The organism is Streptomyces aurantiogriseus, assembly GCF_014649375.1.
Taxonomy (GTDB): Bacteria; Actinomycetota; Actinomycetes; order Streptomycetales; family Streptomycetaceae; genus Streptomyces; species Streptomyces aurantiogriseus.
Genome location: NZ_BMSX01000020.1, coordinates 30,692 through 49,053, shown reverse-complemented (window position 1 = coordinate 49,053; position 18,362 = coordinate 30,692). Strand labels below are relative to the sequence as shown.

Below are 18,362 nucleotides of genomic sequence, written 5' to 3'. Positions count from 1 at the left end.
CGTTACAGAACAAACGCGTTTCGGGACGGCGCCGTGACACCTCTAAACTGAGCCCGTGACCGAGAACGCTCAGCAGCAGCCACCAGCGCCCATCACCGAACTGCCGACCCAGTACGCGCCGGCCGACGTAGAGGGGCCGCTGTACGAGCGCTGGGTAGAGCGCGGTTACTTCGAGGCCGACGCGAAGAGCGACAAGCCTCCGTACACCATCGTCATCCCGCCGCCGAACGTCACGGGCAGCCTGCACCTCGGGCACGCCTTCGAGCACACCCTCATCGACGCTCTCACGCGCCGCAAGCGCATGCAGGGATACGAGACGTTGTGGCAGCCGGGCATGGACCACGCCGGCATCGCCACGCAGAACGTCGTCGAGCGGGAGCTGGGCAAGGAGGGCAAGTCCCGGCACGACCTCGGCCGTGAGGCCTTCGTCGAGCGCGTCTGGCAGTGGAAGGCCGAGTCCGGTGGGCAGATCAGCGGTCAGATGCGGCGGCTGGGTGACGGCGTCGCCTGGTCGCGCGAGCGCTTCACCATGGACGAGGGGCTGTCCCAGGCCGTCCAGACCATCTTCAAGCGCCTCTATGACGACGAGCTGATCTACCGCGCCGAGCGCATCATCAACTGGTGCCCCCGGTGTCTGACGGCCATCTCGGACATCGAGGTCGAGTACCAGGACGACGACGGCGAGCTCGTCTCCATCCGGTACGGCGACGGCGACGACTCCATCGTCGTGGCGACGACTCGCGCCGAGACGATGCTCGGTGACACTGCCGTCGCCGTCCATCCCGAGGACGAGCGGTACCGCCACCTCGTCGGCCGCGAGATCGAGCTGCCGCTCACCGGCCGCCGTATCCCCGTCGTCGCCGACGAGCATGTCGACCCGGAGTTCGGCACGGGTGCCGTCAAGGTCACCCCGGCCCACGACCCGAACGACTTCGAGATCGGCCAGCGCCACGACCTGCCGTCCCTTACCGTCATGGACGAGCACGCCGTCATCACCGCCCACGGTCCCTTCCAGGGCCTGGACCGGCTCGAGGCCCGCTCCGCCATCGTCGCCGCGCTGCGCGCCGAGGGCCGGATCGTCGCCGAGAAGCGGCCGTACGTCCACTCCGTCGGCCACTGCTCGCGCTGCAAGACCACCATCGAGCCGCGCCTGTCCATGCAGTGGTGGGTCAAGGTCGGCCCGCTGGCCAAGGCGGCCGGTGACGCCGTCCGCGACGGCCGCGTCAAGATCCACCCGCAGGAGATGGAGAAGCGGTACTTCGACTGGGTCGACAACCTCCACGACTGGTGCATCTCGCGGCAGTTGTGGTGGGGCCACCGGATCCCGGTCTGGTACGGGCCGAACGGCGAGGTCGTCTGCGTCGGCCCCGACGAGGAGCCGCCGACCGGCGAGGGCTGGCGTCAGGACACCGACGTCCTCGACACCTGGTTCTCCTCCGGCCTGTGGCCGTTCTCGACGCTCGGCTGGCCCGAACAGACCGAGTCGCTCGCGAAGTTCTACCCGAACTCCGTCCTGGTCACCGGCTACGACATCCTCTTCTTCTGGGTCGCCCGGATGATGATGATGGGCCTGTACGCAATGGACGGTGTGGAGCCGTTCAACACCATCGTGCTGCACGGCATGGTCCGCGACGAGCACGGCAAGAAGATGTCCAAGGCCTTCGGGAACGTGATCAACCCGCTGGACTGGATGGACAAGTACGGCAGCGACGCGCTGCGCTTCACCCTTGCCCGTGGCGCCAACCCCGGTGTCGACGTCCCGATCGGCGAGGACTGGGTCCAGGGCTCCCGCAACTTCGCCAACAAGATCTGGAACGCGACGCGCTTCGCGCTGATGAACGGCGCGACGGTGGAGGGTCCGCTGCCGGACGCGTCCGCCATGTCGGCGACGGACCGCTGGATTCTGTCCCGTCTGAACTCCGTCGTCGCCGAAGTCGACGCGTACTACGAGGACTTCCAGTTCGCGAAGCTCTCCGACGCCCTCTTCCACTTCGCCTGGGACGAGGTCTTCGACTGGTACGTCGAGCTGTCCAAGACGACGTTCCAGGCGGGCGGCGAGGCGGCCGAGGTCAGCAAGCGGGTCCTCGGTGAGGTCCTCGACGTCACGCTGAAGCTGCTGCACCCGGTCGTCCCGTTCGTCACGGAGACCCTCTGGACGACGCTGACCGGCGGCGAGTCCGTCGTCATCGCCGAGTGGCCCACGGACCGTGGCTTCCGCGACGCCGACGCCGAGCGGGAGATCGAGACCCTTCAGTCCGTCATCACCGAGGTCCGGCGTTTCCGCGCCGACCAGGGCCTCCAGCCCGGCCAGCGCGTTCCGGCCCGCCTGGAGCTGGGCGGCACCGCGCTCGCCCCGCACGAGGCGGCCATCCGCCAGCTGCTGCGGCTCCAGCCGGAGGGGGAGGGCTTCTCCGCCACGGCGACCCTGCCGGTCGCGGGGGCCACGGTGGCGCTGGACCTGTCCGGCACGATCGACGTGGCGGCGGAGCGCAAGCGCCTGGCGAAGGATCTCGCGGCGGCGGAGAAGGAGAAGGCCCAGGCGGGCGCCAAGCTCGGCAACGAGGCGTTCCTGGCCAAGGCGCCGGACCACGTGGTGGAGAAGATCCGGACGCGGCTGGCGAAGGCGGACGAGGACATCGCCCGCATCCAGGCGCAGCTGGAGCGGCTGCCGGAGGCGTAGCTCTGCGTTGCCCAGCGATGCTGGAGGCCCCCGGAACACACAGCTCCGGGGGCCTTCGCCCTCCTCTGTCACCTCCGCTCCGTAGACTGACCCCGTGAGCGAGCTCCCCCCGAACGGCAACAACGACCAGCCCGACCCCCTCGACTCCTTCGAGGAGATCATCGCGGCCGAGACCGACCGCGACCCCGATCTCGCGGTCATCGAGGCCGGCAGCCGCACCCTGCGCACGCAGGGCGGGCCGCCCAGCACCGAGGTGCCCGCGCGCCCCGAGGACCCCGAGGTCGACAAGGCCCTGCGCGAGGTCGAGGCGGAGCTGGCGACGCGCTGGGGCGAGACCAAGCTGGAGCCGTCCGTCAGCCGCATCGCCGCACTGATGGACGTGCTGGGGGAGCCCCAGCGGTCGTACCCCTCGATCCACATCACGGGGACCAACGGCAAGACCTCCACCGCCCGCATGATCGAGGCCCTGCTGGGCGCCTTCGAGCTGCGCACGGGCCGGTACACGTCCCCCCACGTCCAGTCGATCACCGAGCGGATCAGTCTCGACGGGGCGCCCATCTCCGCCGAGCGGTTCGTCGAGACGTACAACGACATCAAGCCGTACGTCGAGATGATCGACTCGCAGCAGGAGTACCGGCTGTCCTTCTTCGAGGTGCTGACCGGCATGGCCTACGCCGCCTTCGCCGACGCCCCCGTCGACGTGGCCGTCGTCGAGGTCGGGATGGGCGGCTCCTGGGACGCGACGAACGTCATCGACGGGGACGTCGCCGTCGTCACCCCGATCGATCTCGACCACACCGACCGGCTCGGTGAGACGCCCGCCGCGATCGCCGCCGAGAAGGCCGGCATCGTCAAGCAGGACGCGACGGTCATCCTGGCCCAGCAGCCCGTCGACGCCGCCCAGGTCCTGCTGAAGAAGGCCGTCGAGGTCGATGCGACCGTGGCCCGGGAGGGGCTGGAGTTCGGGGTCGTGGCCCGGCAGGCCGCCGTCGGCGGGCAGCTGCTCACGCTGCGCGGGCTCGGCGGCGAGTACACCGAGCTGTACCTCCCCCTCCACGGCGCCTACCAGGCCCACAACGCGGCTGTCGCTCTCGCCGCCGTCGAGGCGTTCTTCGGCGTCGGCTCCCAGCGGCCCGAGCCGCTGGACGTCGACACCGTCCGCAAGGCCTTCGCGTCCGTGTCGTCACCGGGCCGGCTCGAGGTCGTACGGCGGTCCCCGACCGTCGTGCTCGACGCCGCCCACAACCCGGCCGGCGCGCGTGCCACCGCCGAGGCGGTCGGGGAGGCCTTCGACTTCAGCCGGCTGATCGGCGTGGTCGGCGCCAGCGGGGACAAGAACGTGCGGGGGCTGCTGGAGGCGTTCGAGCCGATCTTCGCGGAGATCGTCGTCACCCAGAACTCCAGCCACCGCGCGATGGACGCCGACGAGCTGGCCGCGATCGCCGTCGAGGTGTTCGGCGAGGAGCGCGTCCAGGTCGAGCCGCGGCTGCCCGACGCCCTTGAGGCGGCGATCACGCTCGCCGAGGAGGAGGGCGAGTTCGCGGGCGGTGGCGTGCTGGTCACCGGTTCCGTCATCACGGTCGGCGAAGCCCGACTGCTGCTGGGAAAGGGCTGAGGTCTGAAAGATGCGTACGCTCTGCTCCTCGACCCTGATCGGCGAGTTCTTCATCATCGGCTTCGCGGGTCTCGTCGCCATGAAGGACCCCGACCTGTCCATGTCCACGGTGTGGACGGTGTGCGGCATCGCGATGTTCCTGAGCGTGGTGCTGTGCGGCATGGTGACCAGGCCCGGGGGCGTCGCCCTCGGCTGGGCCCTGCAGATCGCCCTCGTCGCGTCCGGGTTCTTCGTCCCGATGATGTTCGTCCTGGGGGTGCTCTTCGGCGCCCTGTGGTGGGCGTCCGTGCACTTCGGCCGCAAGATCGACGAGGCGAAGGCGCGTTTCGCGGCGCAGGCCGACTCGCCCTCCACGGACGCTGCTGACGCTGTGTGACAGGCGTCCGGACACGCCCTGTAACCTCATCCCACCGCACATCGGCAGTAGAAGGAGTCTTCCCGTGAGCCAGCGCACCCTCGTCCTCCTCAAGCCCGACGCCGTCCGTCGCGGCCTGACCGGCGAGATCATCAGCCGTATCGAGCGGAAGGCCGGCTGGCAGATCACCGCGCTGGAGCTGCGCACGCTGGACCAGGACACGCTGGAGCAGCACTACGGCGAGCACAAGGGCAAGCCCTTCTACGAGCCGCTGGTGGAGTTCATGTCCTCCGGCCCCGTGGTCGCCCTGATCGTCGAGGGCGAGCGGGTCATCGAGGGCGTCCGCGCACTGGCCGGCCCGACCGACCCCATCGCCGCCGCCCCCGGCTCCATCCGCGGCGACTACGGCGTCATCGTCCGCGAGAACCTGATCCACGCCTCCGACTCCGAGGAGTCTGCCGAGCGCGAGGTGAAGATCTTCTTCCCCGGCCGGGCGTAGCCCTCCGGGAGTCGGGCGGCGACTCCCCACGGGCGACCGGATTCTGACGCCACACCCTCCCTCTGTTCGTCCGCGCCACGGGGCAACACTCGAACGACGCCCCCCGACCGGCTCCCGCCCCTGCCCGCCTCGCCCTGCGGCGGGGGCGCACGGCCTCGCCGGGTTCTCGGAGGGGCATGGCTGTTGGAGCTTCGCCCGGAGCGCTGCCCGGGCTCTCCCGTGTCACTTTGCCGCGTTCGTCCGGAGCGCCGCCCGGGCTCTCCCGTGTCTCTCGCCGCGTTCGTCCGGTGCGCCGCCCGGGCTCTCCCGTGTCCGTCGTCGGGTTCCGGAGCGCGGCCCGGGCCAACCCGGAGCCGTCACCCCGCGCCACTCGGGCCCGCCGCCCGAGGCCTCGTACCCCCGACGCATCCCGAACTCGCTGTGCAGCCGTGGCCTCCCCGAGTGGTCGCTCGGAGTCGTGGGTGCCCGGCCACGGCGTGCCCTGTGTCCGACGCGCAGTCATGAGCTCGCCGCGTGGCCCCTCGGAGTCGAACCGCGCGCGGTGTGGCGCGCGAAGGTTTCGGAAATTTTTCTGACTCGACGTCAGCTTGCTTGTGCGGCTGACCAGGGGGAAGCCGTACCTTTTCGGCCATCGCTTGGCATATGCGTGGCGATCGGGGGAACGCGTGCCCCCGATGGACCGTCTCCAGAAGCGGGGCGCCGCGGCATCTGCTGACAATGGCGAAGACCCTCGCGCAGTGTTCGGGGAGGCGCGTTTACGATGGAAGCCTTCACGTCACAGCACCCACCTCGCCGACCTGAAAAGCCCTCAAAAAGCTCATGGGAAGGCCAGCCGAATCCTGATGGGGAACTCAATGTCGTTCATCGGCCGTGACATGGCTGTCGACCTCGGGACCGCCAACACGCTGGTGTACGTCAGGGGTCGCGGGATCGTACTCAACGAGCCGTCCGTCGTCGCGATCAACACCAACACCGGTGGCATCCTCGCGGTCGGCGCCGAAGCCAAGAAGATGATCGGGCGGACCCCTGGCAACATCGTTGCCGTACGTCCGCTGAAGGACGGTGTCATCGCCGACTTCGAGATCACCGAGCGGATGCTCCGCTACTTCATCCTGAAGATCCACAAGCGGCGGTATCTCGCCCGTCCTCGGGTTGTCGTCTGTGTGCCCTCCGGTATCACCGGTGTCGAGCGCCGCGCCGTCATCGAGGCGTCGACCCAGGCCGGTGCCCGGCAGGTGCACATCATCGAGGAGCCCATGGCCGCGGCCATCGGCTCCGGCCTGCCGGTCCACGAGGCCACGGGCAACATGGTGGTGGACATCGGCGGCGGCACCACGGAGGTCGCGGTCATCTCGCTCGGCGGCATCGTGACCGCCCAGTCCATCCGTGTCGCGGGCGACGAGCTGGACAACGCGATCATCCAGCACATCAAGAAGGAGTACAGCCTTCTTCTCGGTGAGCGGACGGCCGAGCAGATCAAGATCACGATCGGTTCTGCGTACGACCTCGACGCTGACGAGCACACCGAAATCCGGGGCCGGGACCTCGTCTCCGGGCTGCCCAAGACCGTCGTCATCTCCGCGGCCGAAGTGCGCAAGGCGATCGAGGAGCCCGTCAACGCGATCGTCGACGCCGTGAAGACCACCCTCGACAAGTGCCCGCCCGAGCTGTCCGGCGACATCATGGACCGCGGCATCGTGCTGACGGGCGGCGGCGCTCTGCTGCGCGGGCTCGACGAGCGGCTGCGGCGCGAGACCGGTATGCCCATCCACATCGCCGAGGACCCGCTGGACAGCGTGGCGCTGGGATCCGGCAAGTGCGTCGAGGAGTTCGAGGCGCTCCAGCAGGTTCTGGACGCCGCGCCCCGCAGATGACGTAACGCTTCGATTCCGCCGTACGAGATGATCTGCTCTCGTGCGGCGGATCGTTGATATAGAGGCATAAGATCCTCAAGAGCCTCGAAGCACCCCATACCGCGCCCCTCGGGCTTCCCAGGGGCCACCCGAATTTCCTATGAGGAAGGGCACGGCCGCCGCACGTGAGGGACACACGAGAGAGCCGGCTGCTCCTGGTGCTGCTGATCGCCGTCGCGTTCGCGCTGATCACGGTGGACATCCGCGGCGGAGAGGACTCCCCGGTCGACGGTGCCCGGCAGGCCGCGGCCGCGGTCTTCGGCCCGATCGAGGACGGGCTGTCCTCGGCGGTCGACCCGGTCGGCGACGCTGTCTCCGCGGTCCGCGACTCCGGTGAGCGCCATGACCGGCTCGCGGAGCTGGAGAAGGAGAACGCGGCTCTCAAGGCGAAGCTCGGCAGCGACGACCGCAACCGCAGCCGCCTGGCGCAGCTCGACAAGATGCTGAAGATCGCCGGCGCGGGTCAGTACGGCATCAAGGGCGCCGAGGTCATCGCGATAGGAGCGGCCCAGGGCTTCTCCTGGACGGTCACCATCGACGTCGGGGCGAACGACGGCATCAAGCGCGACATGACCGTCCTGAACGGGGACGGTCTCGTCGGGCGCGTGACGACCGTGGGCCCCGACACCGCCACCGTCCTCCTCGCCAACGACCCCGACTTCACCGTCGGTACCCGCATGGAGGCCGGCGACGAACTCGGCTTCGCCTCCGGGCAGGGCGACCGCCCGCTGCGCGTGGAACTCCTCAACGGCAAGGCGGAGGTGAAGGCGGGCGACCGGCTCGTCACCTTCGGCTCCCAGGCCGACAAGCCCTTCGTGCCCGGCGTCCCGGTCGGCGTCGTCTCCCGCGTCGACCCCTCCGGGGGCGACCTGACCCGCACCCTCTACGTCACGCCGTACGTCAGCTTCACCAAGCTCGACATCGTCGGTGTCGTCGTCGAGGCCCCGAAGAAGGACCCGCGCGACACCGTGCTCCCCGCGAAGCCCAAGCCGGTCCCCACGCCGACGGTGACCGTCACGGTCACCCCGAACGCGAACGAACCCGTCGACGGCCAGCAGCAAGAGCAGTAGGAGCTGACTACCCATGCGCGTCAACCGAATCCTGCTCTCCGTCCCGCTCGTCGTCGTCGCCCTGGTCGTCCAGGTGAGCGTCCTCGCCCGCCTCCACCTCCCGGGCGCCGTCCCCGACCTGCTCCTCCTCACCGTCCTGGGCCTCGCGATGGTCTACGGCCATGTCGGCGGCGCCCTCATCGGCTTCGGCGCCGGCCTGCTCGCCGACCTCGCGCCGCCTGCCGACCACGCCGCCGGCCGCTACGCCCTCGTGCTGTGCGTGATCGGCTACCTCGCCGGGCTCGTCAAGCCGGAGACCGGGCAGATCAAGTCGGCCACCGGCCCGATGGTCGTGGTCGTCGCCGCCGCCGTCGGTTCCACCCTGCTGTACGCGGGTGTCGGCGCCCTAGTCGGCGACACCGCCGCCCGCAACGTCGGCCTCACCGGCCTGCTCTTCTCGGCGGCCCTGTACGACCTGCTGCTCGCCCCCTTCGTCGTCCCCGGCGTGATGTTCCTGGCCCGGCGCGCGGAGAACGACCCGCTCGCCGAGACCAACTCCGCGAAGACGGCCGACATCTCCTCCGGTTGGCTCTCCTCCGGCACCGGCCTCAGGATCGGCGGTCAGCGCGGCGGCCTGAAGCTGAAGGCGGCCCGGTCGCGGGTGGCCCGCGCCGGACGCATCAAGGGGGTCAAGCGGCTGTGAGCGCGGGCGCCCGCGCGTGGAGCGCGCCAGTGGAGGGAGTACCCGAACGGGTGAGGGGCCGGCGGAACGGAGCCTCACAGGACCGTCGTTCATCATGCGTACGCGCCCACAACCGCACACCCATCCGCGCACACCCATCCGTGCGCACACGTCCGCGACGCACACACGTAGGCGACGCACACACGTTCCGCGCACACGTTCAGCGCACTGAGAGGGGGAGGCAGCCGCAGTGACCAACATTCCCGAGACCGGGCGGACCCCACGGGTCCAGATCCGGCTCGTCGTGATCCAGATCCTCGTCCTCTCCCTCCTCGGCACCCTCGGCGGCCGGCTGTGGTACCTCCAGATCCGGGAGGGCGCGGAGTACGCCAAGGAGGCCTCCGGCAACCACGTCCAGCAGGTCGTCGAACCCGCCGTGCGCGGTTCGATCCTGGACGCGCGCGGGGTGCCGCTCGCCGACAACGAGACACGGCTCGTCGTCTCCGCCTCCCGCACCGACCTGCTGAAGCAGAAGGACGACGGCAAGGCCGTCCTGACCAAGCTCGCGGGTGTCCTCGGCATGACCCCCGCCGAGGTCATGCAGAAGGTCCGGCTGTGCGACGCGAAGACGCCCCAGCCCTGTTGGAACGGCTCGCCGTACCAGCCCATCCCCATCACCGACGAGGCCACGCCCAAGCAGGCCCTGCAGATCCGTGAGCGCGCCGAGGACTTCCCCGGCATCACCGCCGAGCCCGAGGCGGTCCGCCGCTACGCGAGCCCCGGCAAGGCCAACACCGCCCAGGTCCTCGGCTACCTCTCCCCGGTCACCGACGAGGAGATCACCAAGGCCCAGGACACCGACTCGCCCTTCCTCCGCTCCGACCAGGTCGGCCGCAGCGGCCTTGAACGCGAGTACGACAAGGAGTTGCGCGGCAAGGCCGGCGTCACCCGCTACGAGGTCGACAACCTCGGCCGCGTCATAGGGCAGGCCGAGGCCACCCCGGCCGAGCCCGGCTCCAACCTCGTCACCAGCATCGACGCCCGAGTCCAGCGGGTCGCCGAGTTCGAGCTGAACGCGGCGATGAAGGAGGCCCGCAGGAATTTCGACCGCAACACCGGGGAGAACTACAAGGCCGACGCCGGCGCGGTCGTGGTGATGGAGGCCAAGACCGGTCGCATCGTCGCCATGGCGTCCAACCCGACGTACGACCCGAACGCCTGGGTCGGCGGCATCTCCGCCAAGGACTACCAGCGGCTGACCGGCAAGTCCTCCAACTACCCGCTGCTCAACCGGGCCATACAGGGTCAGGCAGCTCCTGGCTCCGTCTTCAAGGTGGTCTCCACGGCCGCCGCGGTCCAGGCCGGCTACGACTTCGACGGCCGCTACAACTGCTCCAGCTCGTACTCGGTCGGCGGCCAGGTCTTCAAGAACTTCGAGTCCCAGAACCACGGCCCGATCAGCCTCGGCCGCGCCCTGGAGGTCTCCTGCGACACCGTCTACTACCAGCTCGCGCACCGCGAGTGGCAGAAGGACGGCGGCATCGACCCGAAGAAGAAGCCCAACGACTACTTCTACAAGACGGCCCACCAGTTCGGCCTCGGCAAGGAGACCGGCATCGACCTGCCCAACGAGGTCACCGGCCGCGTCCCCGACCGCGAGTGGAAGCAGTCGTACTGGAAGGCCAACAAGGACGCCTGGTGCAAGACGGGGAAGAAGGGCGGCAGTTACGTCGAGAGGATCGCGTACGAGAACTGCCTCGAGGGCAACAAGATGCGGGCCGGTGACGAGATCAACTACTCCATCGGCCAGGGCGACACCCTCGTGACCCCGATCCAGATGGCCACCATCTACGCGGCCATCTCCAACGGTGGCACCCTGTACGACCCGACGGTCGGCAAGGCCATCGTCAGCGCCGACGGCAAGACCGTCCAGGAGATCCAGCCGCAGGCGCACGGCAAACTGCCCGTCAGCAAGCAGACGCTGGCCCAGATGGACGACGCCCTCGCCGGCGTGGCCACGCGCGGTACGGCCGCCTGGCGCTTCGGCGGCTGGCCGCAGGACAAGATCGAGATGCACGCCAAGACCGGTACCGCGGAGGTCTACGGCAAGCAGACGACGTCCTGGTTCGCCACGTACACCAAGGACTACTCGATCGTGATGACGATCTCCCAGGGTGGTACGGGTTCCGGCGCCTCGGGTCCGGCCGTGCGCAACATCTACGACGCGCTCTACGGCGTCTCCGACGACGGCACGATCACCGAGAAGAACGCGCTGCTGCCCACCCCGCAGCAGGGCCTGCCGAAGATCAAGACGGACGGCACCATCGCCTCGCCGAAGATCTCCAAGGACCCGGCCAAGGAGCAGCAGGCCTTCCAGAAGGCCGCCGAGGAGGGCACGCCGGCCGCCGACGGGACGCAGCCCGCGGGGACCGCGGCCTCGCCCGAGGCGGAGAACCGTGACACCCGGCGGCGACGGCGGCGCGGGGCGCGAGGGCGAGGAAGCCGGAGGATGTGCTCATGACCGGCGCGAACAGCTTCTCCGTCTCCGGGTACGGGCCAGAACGGGCCGGCTGGACGCGGCTCTTCGCCCGCGACTCGCTGGCCCGGCGCCTGGACTGGCCGATACTGCTGGCGGCCACGGCCCTGTCGCTGATCGGCTCACTGCTGGTGTACTCGGCGACCCGCAACCGCACCGAGATCAACCAGGGCGACCCGTACTACTTCCTGATCCGGCACGTCATGAACACCGGCATCGGGCTCGCCCTGATGATCGGCACGATCTGGCTCGGCCACCGCACCCTGCGCAACGCGGTGCCGGTCCTCTACGGCCTGTCGGTGCTGCTGATCCTGCTGGTGCTCACCCCGCTCGGCTCCACCGTCAACGGCGCGCACTCCTGGATCGTGCTCGGCGGCGGCTTCTCGCTCCAGCCCTCGGAGTTCGTGAAGGTCACGATCATCCTGGGCATGGCGATGCTGCTGGCGGCCCGGGTCGACGCGGGCGACAAGCCCTACCCCGACCATCGCACGGTGCTGCAGGCCCTGGGCCTCGCCACCGTGCCGATGCTGATCGTGATGCTGATGCCCGACCTCGGGTCGGTCATGGTCATGGTCATCATCGTGCTGGGTGTACTGCTGGCCTCCGGCGCCTCGAACCGCTGGGTCTTCGGCCTGCTCGGCGCGGGCGCGGCCGGCGCGATCGCCGTCTGGCAGCTGCACATCCTGGACGACTACCAGATCGCCCGCTTCGCCGCCTTCGCCAACCCCAGCCTCGACCCGGCGGGCGTCGGCTACAACACCAACCAGGCCCGGATCGCGATCGGTTCGGGCGGGCTGACCGGGGCCGGGCTGTTCCAGGGCTCGCAGACCACCGGCCAGTTCGTGCCCGAACAGCAGACGGACTTCGTGTTCACGGTGGCGGGCGAGGAACTCGGCTTCGTCGGCGGCGGCCTCATCATCGTGCTGCTGGGCATCGTCCTGTGGCGCGCCTGCCGCATCGCCCGCGAGACGACCGAGCTGTACGGCACGATCGTCGCCGCCGGGATCGTCGCCTGGTTCGCCTTCCAGTCCTTCGAGAACATCGGCATGACGCTGGGCATCATGCCGGTCACCGGCCTGCCCCTGCCGTTCGTGTCGTACGGCGGCTCGTCGATGTTCGCGGTGTGGGTGGCGGTCGGGCTGTTGCAGTCGATCAGGGTCCAGCGACCCATGTCCGCGTAGGCATCCGGCGGTTGGGCCGTTCAGTAGGACCCTTGGCCTGGGGGCCGCCGTCCCTGGGGGCCGCCGTGCCTGGGGGCTGCCGTGCCTGGGGGCTGCCGCCCCCAGCCCCCCCGCCTCGTCCTGCGTCCGTCCACCCGGCGTTCGCCGTCAGTTCGACGGAAGGTGCCTCTGCCATCTCGCCGCCACTGCCACTAGATTCGCTCCATGGCGGAGACGAAACGCGAGATCGAGCGCAAGTACGAATCCGACGACAGCGGGCTGCCCGACCTGACCGGCGTCGCCGGGGTCGCGGCCGTCCTCGACAAGGGTGTCGCCGAACTCGACGCCACCTACTACGACACCGCCGACGAACGGCTCGCCGCCGCCTCCCTCACCCTGCGCCGCCGCACCGGCGGCTCCGACGCGGGCTGGCACCTGAAATTCCCCGTCGCCCCCGGCGTCCGCGACGAGATCCGCGTCCCGCTGTCCGAGACTCTCCCGCGCGCACTCGCCGGGCTGATCCGCTCCCGCGTCCGGGACGCCGAGCTGGTGCCGGTGGTCCGGCTGCGTTCGGCCCGTGACCTGCGCGACCTCGTCGACGGGGAGGGCCGGTTGCTCGCCGAGGTCAGCGTGGACGCCGTCCAGGCGGACCGGCTGACCGCAGAGGGCGGCTCCGCCCAGTGGACCGAGATCGAGGTGGAGCTCGCCGACGGCGGCGACCCGGCCTTCCTCGACAAGGTGGAGAAACGGCTGCGCAAGGCGGGCGTACGGCCGTCGGGGTCGGCGTCGAAGCTGGCGCGGGCGCTGGCGGAGACGGGGCCGCAGCGGAAGAAGAAGGGGAAAGGGAAGGACAAGGGGCAGGGGCAGCGGGCGAAGGGGGAGTTGCCGCGGGAGGAGACCGCGGGGCCGGTGACCGCCGGGGACCACGTCCTCGCGTACGTCCGAGCCCAGCGCGACGCCCTTGTCGAGCTCGATCCGGCCGTCCGCCGGGACCTCCCCGACTCCGTGCACCGTATGCGCGTCGCCACCCGCCGGACGCGCAGCGCCTTCCGCTCCTTCGCCAAGGTCCTGGACCGCGAGGTCACCGACCCGATCGGCGAGGAGCTGAAGTGGCTCGCCGGGGAGCTGGGCGTGGACCGGGACCAGGAGGTCCTCACGGAACGGCTGACGGCCGCCCTCGACGAACTGCCGCGCCCGCTGGTCACCGGCCCTGTCCGCAACCGGCTGCGCACCTGGTCACGGGCGCGCAGCAGCGGCTCGCGCCGACGTCTGATCGCCGTACTGGACGGCAAGCGGTACCTGTCGCTGCTCGACGCGCTGGACCGGCTCGTGGAGGACCCGCCCCTGCTCGAAGCGGCCGCGGGCCCGCCGGGGAAGGCGATCGCCAAGGCCGTGCGCAAGGACTTCGGGCAGGTGGCCGCGCTGGTGGAGGAGGCCCTCGGGCAACCGCCCGGGCCCGAGCGCGACCTGGCGCTGCACGACGCCCGCAAGAAGGCCAAGCGGACGCGCTACTCGGCGGAGGCGGCCTCACCGGCACTCGGCGCCCCGGCCGTCGACCTCGTCCGGCTGATGAAGTCCCTCCAGAGCCTGCTCGGCGACCACCAGGACAGCGTGATGACCCGTGAGGCCCTGCGCGACCTCGCCGCCCAGGCGCACGCGGCGGGGGAGAGCGCGTTCACCTACGGGCTGCTGTACGGCCGGGAGGAGCGACGGGCGGAGCTGGCGGAGGCGGCACTGCCCGAGGCGTGGGAGACGATCAGCGCCGCCATGGAGGTCTGAGGACGGCGGTCTGAGGCCCGGCTTCTCCGGCGTACGGGGACGCTCCACGAGCGGGTTAGGCTAGATGGTCACCCCTGTCAGCTCACGAAAGTTCCCCCGATGTCTGTCGAGTCGGTGTTCCCGCAGCTCGAAGCCCTGCTCCCGCATGTGCAGAAGCCGATCCAGTACGTGGGCGGCGAGCTGAACTCCACCGTCAAGCCCTGGGACGACTGTGACGTCCGCTGGGCGCTGATGTACCCGGACGCGTACGAGGTCGGTCTGCCCAACCAGGGCGTCATGATCCTCTACGAGGTCCTGAACGAGCAGGAGGGCGTCCTCGCCGAGCGCACCTACAGCGTGTGGCCGGACCTGGAGGCCCTGATGCGTGAGCACGGGGTCCCGCAGTTCACCGTGGACAGCCACCGCCCGGTGAAGGCCTTCGACGTGTTCGGCCTGTCCTTCTCCACGGAGCTGGGCTACACGAACATGCTGACCGCGCTGGACCTGGCGGGCATCCCGCTGGAGTCCAAGGACCGCACGATCGACGACCCGATCGTCCTCGCGGGCGGCCACGCGGCCTTCAACCCCGAGCCGATCGCCGACTTCATCGACGCGGCGGTCATCGGCGACGGCGAGCAGGCCGTGCTCGACATGACGAAGATCATCCGCGAGTGGAAGGCCGAGGGCCGGCCGGGCGGCCGCGAGGAGGTCCTCTTCCGCCTGGCGAAGACGGGCGGGGTGTACATCCCGGGCTTCTACGACGTCGAGTACCTGCCGGACGGCCGGATCGCCCGTGTCGTACCGAACAAGTCGGGTGTCCCGTGGCGCGTGTCCAAGCACACGGTGATGGACCTGGACGAGTGGCCGTACCCGAAGCAGCCGCTGGTCCCGCTCGCCGAGACGGTCCACGAGCGCATGTCGGTGGAGATCTTCCGGGGCTGCACCCGCGGCTGCCGTTTCTGCCAGGCCGGCATGATCACCCGCCCGGTGCGCGAGCGCTCGATCACGGGCATCGGCGAGATGGTCGAGAAGGGCCTGAAGGCGACGGGCTTCGAGGAGGTCGGCCTGCTGTCCCTGTCCTCCGCCGACCACAGCGAGATCGGCGAGGTCGCCAAGGGCCTCGCGGACCGCTACGAGGACGACAAGATCGGCCTCTCCCTGCCCTCCACCCGCGTGGACGCCTTCAACATCGACCTGGCCAACGAGCTGACGCGCAACGGCCGCAGGTCGGGCCTGACGTTCGCGCCCGAGGGCGGCTCGGAGCGCATCCGCAAGGTCATCAACAAGATGGTCTCCGAGGAGGACCTGATCCGCACGGTCTCCACCGCCTACGGCAACGGCTGGCGCCAGGTGAAGCTGTACTTCATGTGCGGCCTGCCGACGGAGACCGACGAGGACGTCCTGCAGATCGCCGACATGGCGACCCGGGTGATCCAGAAGGGCCGCGAGGTCTCCGGCTCCAACGACATCCGCTGCACGGTGTCCATCGGCGGCTTCGTCCCCAAGCCCCACACCCCGTTCCAGTGGGCGCCCCAGCTGAGCGCCGAGGAGACGGACGCCCGCCTGGAGAAGCTCCGCGACAAGATCCGCGGCGACAAGAAGTACGGCCGCTCGATCGGCTTCCGCTACCACGACGGCAAGCCCGGCATCGTCGAGGGCCTGCTCTCCCGCGGCGACCGCCGCATCGGCGCGGTCATCCGGGCCGTCTACGAGGACGGCGGCCGCTTCGACGGCTGGCGCGAGCACTTCTCGTACGACCGCTGGATGAGTTGCGCCGACAAGGCGCTGGCCCCGTTCGGTGTGGACGTCGACTGGTACACCACCCGTGAGCGCGGCTACGAGGAGGTCCTGCCCTGGGACCACCTCGACTCCGGCCTCGACAAGGACTGGCTCTGGGAGGACTGGCAGGACGCCCTCGACGAGACGGAGGTCGAGGACTGCCGCTGGACTCCGTGCTTCGACTGCGGGGTGTGCCCCGCCATGGACACGCACATCCAGATCGGTCCGACCGGCAAGAAGCTGCTGCCGCTGTCCGTGAAGCAGCCGGCGGGCACCGGACACACGCACTGAGCCGAGCACCGAGCCCCCTTCCCGAGCGGAAGGGGGCTCCGTGCTGTCCGCGCGGCGATTGCGCCGGTCAACGGGATCCGAACGGGCGGCTGTGGCGTCCTTCCCGACATGGACCTCGACAAGCCACCCGCCCGGCAGCCCGACCAGCAGACGCCCGAGGGGTGTCTCGTCGTCGCGATCCGACTGCCCGTGCGGATCGTGGTACTGGTGCTGGTCGTGCCCGTGCGGATGGCGTGGGACGCGCTGGTCGTCGCCGGTCGCTTCCTGAAGGACACGGTGCTGCGGCCGTTCGGCCGGGCCCTGCTGTGGCTGGGCAGGGTTCTCGTGGTCTGGCCGCTCACCACCCTGTGGCGCTACGTCGTCGTCCCCGTCGGCAGGGCGCTCGTCTGGCTCGGGAACATGCTGGTCGTCGTCCCTCTGACCTGGTGCTACCGCCAGGTCCTCACCCCCGTCGGCCATGCCTTCGCCTGGCTGGCCCGCGGGACCGGTGCCGTCCTGGTCTGGCTGTACGCGCGCGTGCTGACTCCCGTGGGCATCGGTATCCGCACGGCTGCCGCCTGGCTGGCGCGGTATCTGATCGCCGTACCCGCCCGCTCGTTCTTCGAGTGGATCCTCGCGCCCGTCGGACGGGCGATCGCCTGGTGCGCGCGGGGTGTGGGGCAGCTCCTCGCCCTGCTCGTCGCGGGGATCGGCTGGGTTCTGTACTGGACCACCCGGATCCTGATCGTCCTGCCCGCGCTCGCGCTGTGGCGCTGGATCCTGGTGCCCGTCGGCCGGGTCCTCGCCGTCGTCGGACGCGAGGTGTGGGACGCCCTCGGGCACGCCTGGCGGATCGCAGGGCGCATCTCGCTCGCCGTCGGACGGTTCCTCGGGGCCCTCTTCCGGTGGATCTTCGTGGAGCCGGTGCGGTGGGTGTACCGCACCGTGCTGACCCCGGTCGGTCACGTCGTCCGCGACGTCGTCCTGCGCCCCGCCGCCGAGGCCGCCCGCGCCGTGGGCCGCGCCACCCGGCAGGCCCTGACCGCCGCCCGCGAGTCCGTACGGCAGGCCCGGGCCGACTTCCGGTGGATGCTCTTCGGGGAGCCGAGGGAGCGGGAGGCCGTCGCCCGGCGGGAACCTTCGGGCCGGGAGACACGTACTCTTGGTAGCAGTACGACCGCTCTCACGAAGGACTGAACGACACTGGGCAAGCGACAGCCCGAAGGCCCGCCGCCCGCACCCGCGGTGCAGCGCATCCGACTGCGCTACACCAAGCGCGGCCGCCTCCGGTTCACCAGCCACCGTGACTTCCAGCGCGCCTTCGAGCGTGCGTTGCGCCGTGCCGAGGTACCGATGGCGTACTCGGCGGGGTTCACGCCGCACCCGAAGGTGTCGTACGCCAATGCCGCACCCACCGGCACGGGCAGCGAGGCGGAGTACCTGGAGATCGCGCTCACCGAGGCGCGGGATCCGCAGAAGCTGTGTGAGCTCCTCGACGAGTCGTTGCCCGCCGGGCTCGACGTGATCGAGGCGGTCGAGGCCCGCACCTCGGGACTCGCCGACCGGCTCACGGCCTCCGTGTGGGAACTGCGCCTGGACGGCGTGGACCCCGCGGACGCCGACCGCGCGGTGGCCGCCTTCAACGCGGCCGACACCGTCGAGGTGCAGCGCCTGATGAAGAACGGCGTCCGCACCTTCGACGCCCGCTCCGCCGTAGTAAGGCTGGAAACGTGCTCGCCACAGCCCGCCGCAGGCGTCGGCTCCACCGGAGCGACCGGCGCCGGGCAGCTTGGTGGGCCTACGGACCAGCCCTGTGCGATACTGCGCCTGGTTGTTCGGCACGTGACGCCTGCCGTACGACCCGACGACGTCCTGTCCGGTCTCCGCGCCGTGGCCGACCTGGCGCCGCCGGTCCCCGCAGCGGTGACCAGGCTGGCGCAGGGGCTGCTCGATGAAGAGACCGGCGCGGTGACCGACCCGCTCGCGCCCGACCGCGAGGCAGCCGAGGCCCAGTCAACGGCCGATCCGACTGCCGCCGCGAAGGCGCCGGCGTAAGGAAGGTTCCG

13 protein-coding genes are annotated in these 18,362 nt (G+C 70.2%); all 13 read left to right on the top strand.

Going from position 1 to position 18,362, the window contains the following annotated elements:
• The first annotated feature begins 55 nt into the window (after nt 1–55).
• The 13 genes from IE263_RS34425 (at nt 56) to IE263_RS34365 (ending at nt 18,351) form a co-directional block, all read left to right on the top strand.
• On the top strand, nt 56–2,680 hold the full coding sequence (locus tag IE263_RS34425) for a valine--tRNA ligase (protein ID WP_189941966.1): 2,625 nt from the start codon (nt 56–58) through the stop codon (nt 2,678–2,680).
• A 94-nt stretch (nt 2,681–2,774) separates the two neighbouring features.
• Nucleotides 2,775–4,295, top strand: a complete 1,521-nt coding sequence (gene folC / locus IE263_RS34420; protein WP_189941965.1) for a bifunctional tetrahydrofolate synthase/dihydrofolate synthase — start codon at nt 2,775–2,777, stop codon at nt 4,293–4,295.
• A gap of 10 nt (nt 4,296–4,305) precedes the next feature.
• Nucleotides 4,306–4,671 (top strand): DUF4233 domain-containing protein, encoded by a 366-nt coding sequence (locus IE263_RS34415; RefSeq protein ID WP_189941964.1) that lies wholly within the window; start codon nt 4,306–4,308, stop codon nt 4,669–4,671.
• A gap of 64 nt (nt 4,672–4,735) precedes the next feature.
• Entirely contained in the window at nt 4,736–5,149 is a 414-nt protein-coding gene (gene ndk / locus IE263_RS34410; protein WP_189941963.1) for a nucleoside-diphosphate kinase, read from the top strand.
• A gap of 854 nt (nt 5,150–6,003) precedes the next feature.
• Nucleotides 6,004–7,023: a rod shape-determining protein gene (locus tag IE263_RS34405; protein WP_130436780.1), complete on the top strand. Its 1,020-nt coding sequence runs from the start codon at nt 6,004–6,006 to the stop codon at nt 7,021–7,023.
• A 164-nt stretch (nt 7,024–7,187) separates the two neighbouring features.
• Nucleotides 7,188–8,132, top strand: a complete 945-nt coding sequence (gene mreC / locus IE263_RS34400; protein WP_189941962.1) for a rod shape-determining protein MreC — start codon at nt 7,188–7,190, stop codon at nt 8,130–8,132.
• A 13-nt stretch (nt 8,133–8,145) separates the two neighbouring features.
• Nucleotides 8,146–8,814: a rod shape-determining protein MreD gene (gene mreD / locus IE263_RS34395; RefSeq protein WP_189941961.1), complete on the top strand. Its 669-nt coding sequence runs from the start codon at nt 8,146–8,148 to the stop codon at nt 8,812–8,814.
• Between the two features lie 229 nt (nt 8,815–9,043).
• Complete coding sequence (mrdA, locus tag IE263_RS34390; protein WP_189941960.1) at nt 9,044–11,314, top strand: penicillin-binding protein 2; 2,271 nt, start codon at nt 9,044–9,046, stop codon at nt 11,312–11,314.
• Nucleotides 11,311–12,510 carry a rod shape-determining protein RodA gene (gene rodA, locus IE263_RS34385; RefSeq protein ID WP_189941959.1) on the top strand — a complete coding sequence of 400 codons (1,200 nt, stop codon included), beginning with the start codon at nt 11,311–11,313 and terminating at the stop codon, nt 12,508–12,510. Before mrdA ends, rodA begins: the two co-directional genes overlap by 4 nt.
• A gap of 204 nt (nt 12,511–12,714) precedes the next feature.
• Entirely contained in the window at nt 12,715–14,268 is a 1,554-nt protein-coding gene (locus IE263_RS34380; RefSeq protein ID WP_189941958.1) for a CYTH and CHAD domain-containing protein, read from the top strand.
• Between the two features lie 99 nt (nt 14,269–14,367).
• A complete protein-coding gene (locus tag IE263_RS34375; RefSeq protein WP_189941957.1) occupies nt 14,368–16,317 on the top strand; it encodes a TIGR03960 family B12-binding radical SAM protein in 1,950 nt (649 codons plus the stop codon).
• A gap of 108 nt (nt 16,318–16,425) precedes the next feature.
• The gene (locus IE263_RS34370) at nt 16,426–17,493 is read left to right on the top strand and encodes a hypothetical protein (RefSeq protein ID WP_189941956.1); all 1,068 of its coding nucleotides are present in this window, start codon (nt 16,426–16,428) and stop codon (nt 17,491–17,493) included.
• Between the two features lie 48 nt (nt 17,494–17,541).
• The gene (locus tag IE263_RS34365; RefSeq protein ID WP_189941955.1) at nt 17,542–18,351 is read left to right on the top strand and encodes a TIGR03936 family radical SAM-associated protein; all 810 of its coding nucleotides are present in this window, start codon (nt 17,542–17,544) and stop codon (nt 18,349–18,351) included.
• Nucleotides 18,352–18,362 lie beyond the last annotated feature (11 nt).

Bases quoted from the DNA above. Each gene is read 5' to 3' on its own strand.
- IE263_RS34415 (WP_189941964.1), top strand. From the start codon at position 4,306: ATGCGTACGCTCTGCTCCTCGACCCTGATCGGCGAGTTCTTCATCATC.
- IE263_RS34405 (WP_130436780.1), top strand. From the start codon at position 6,004: ATGTCGTTCATCGGCCGTGACATGGCTGTCGACCTCGGGACCGCCAAC.
- mreD (WP_189941961.1), top strand. From the start codon at position 8,146: ATGCGCGTCAACCGAATCCTGCTCTCCGTCCCGCTCGTCGTCGTCGCC.
- rodA (WP_189941959.1), top strand. From the start codon at position 11,311: ATGACCGGCGCGAACAGCTTCTCCGTCTCCGGGTACGGGCCAGAACGG.
- IE263_RS34380 (WP_189941958.1), top strand. From the start codon at position 12,715: ATGGCGGAGACGAAACGCGAGATCGAGCGCAAGTACGAATCCGACGAC.
- IE263_RS34375 (WP_189941957.1), top strand. From the start codon at position 14,368: ATGTCTGTCGAGTCGGTGTTCCCGCAGCTCGAAGCCCTGCTCCCGCAT.
- IE263_RS34370 (WP_189941956.1), top strand. From the start codon at position 16,426: ATGGACCTCGACAAGCCACCCGCCCGGCAGCCCGACCAGCAGACGCCC.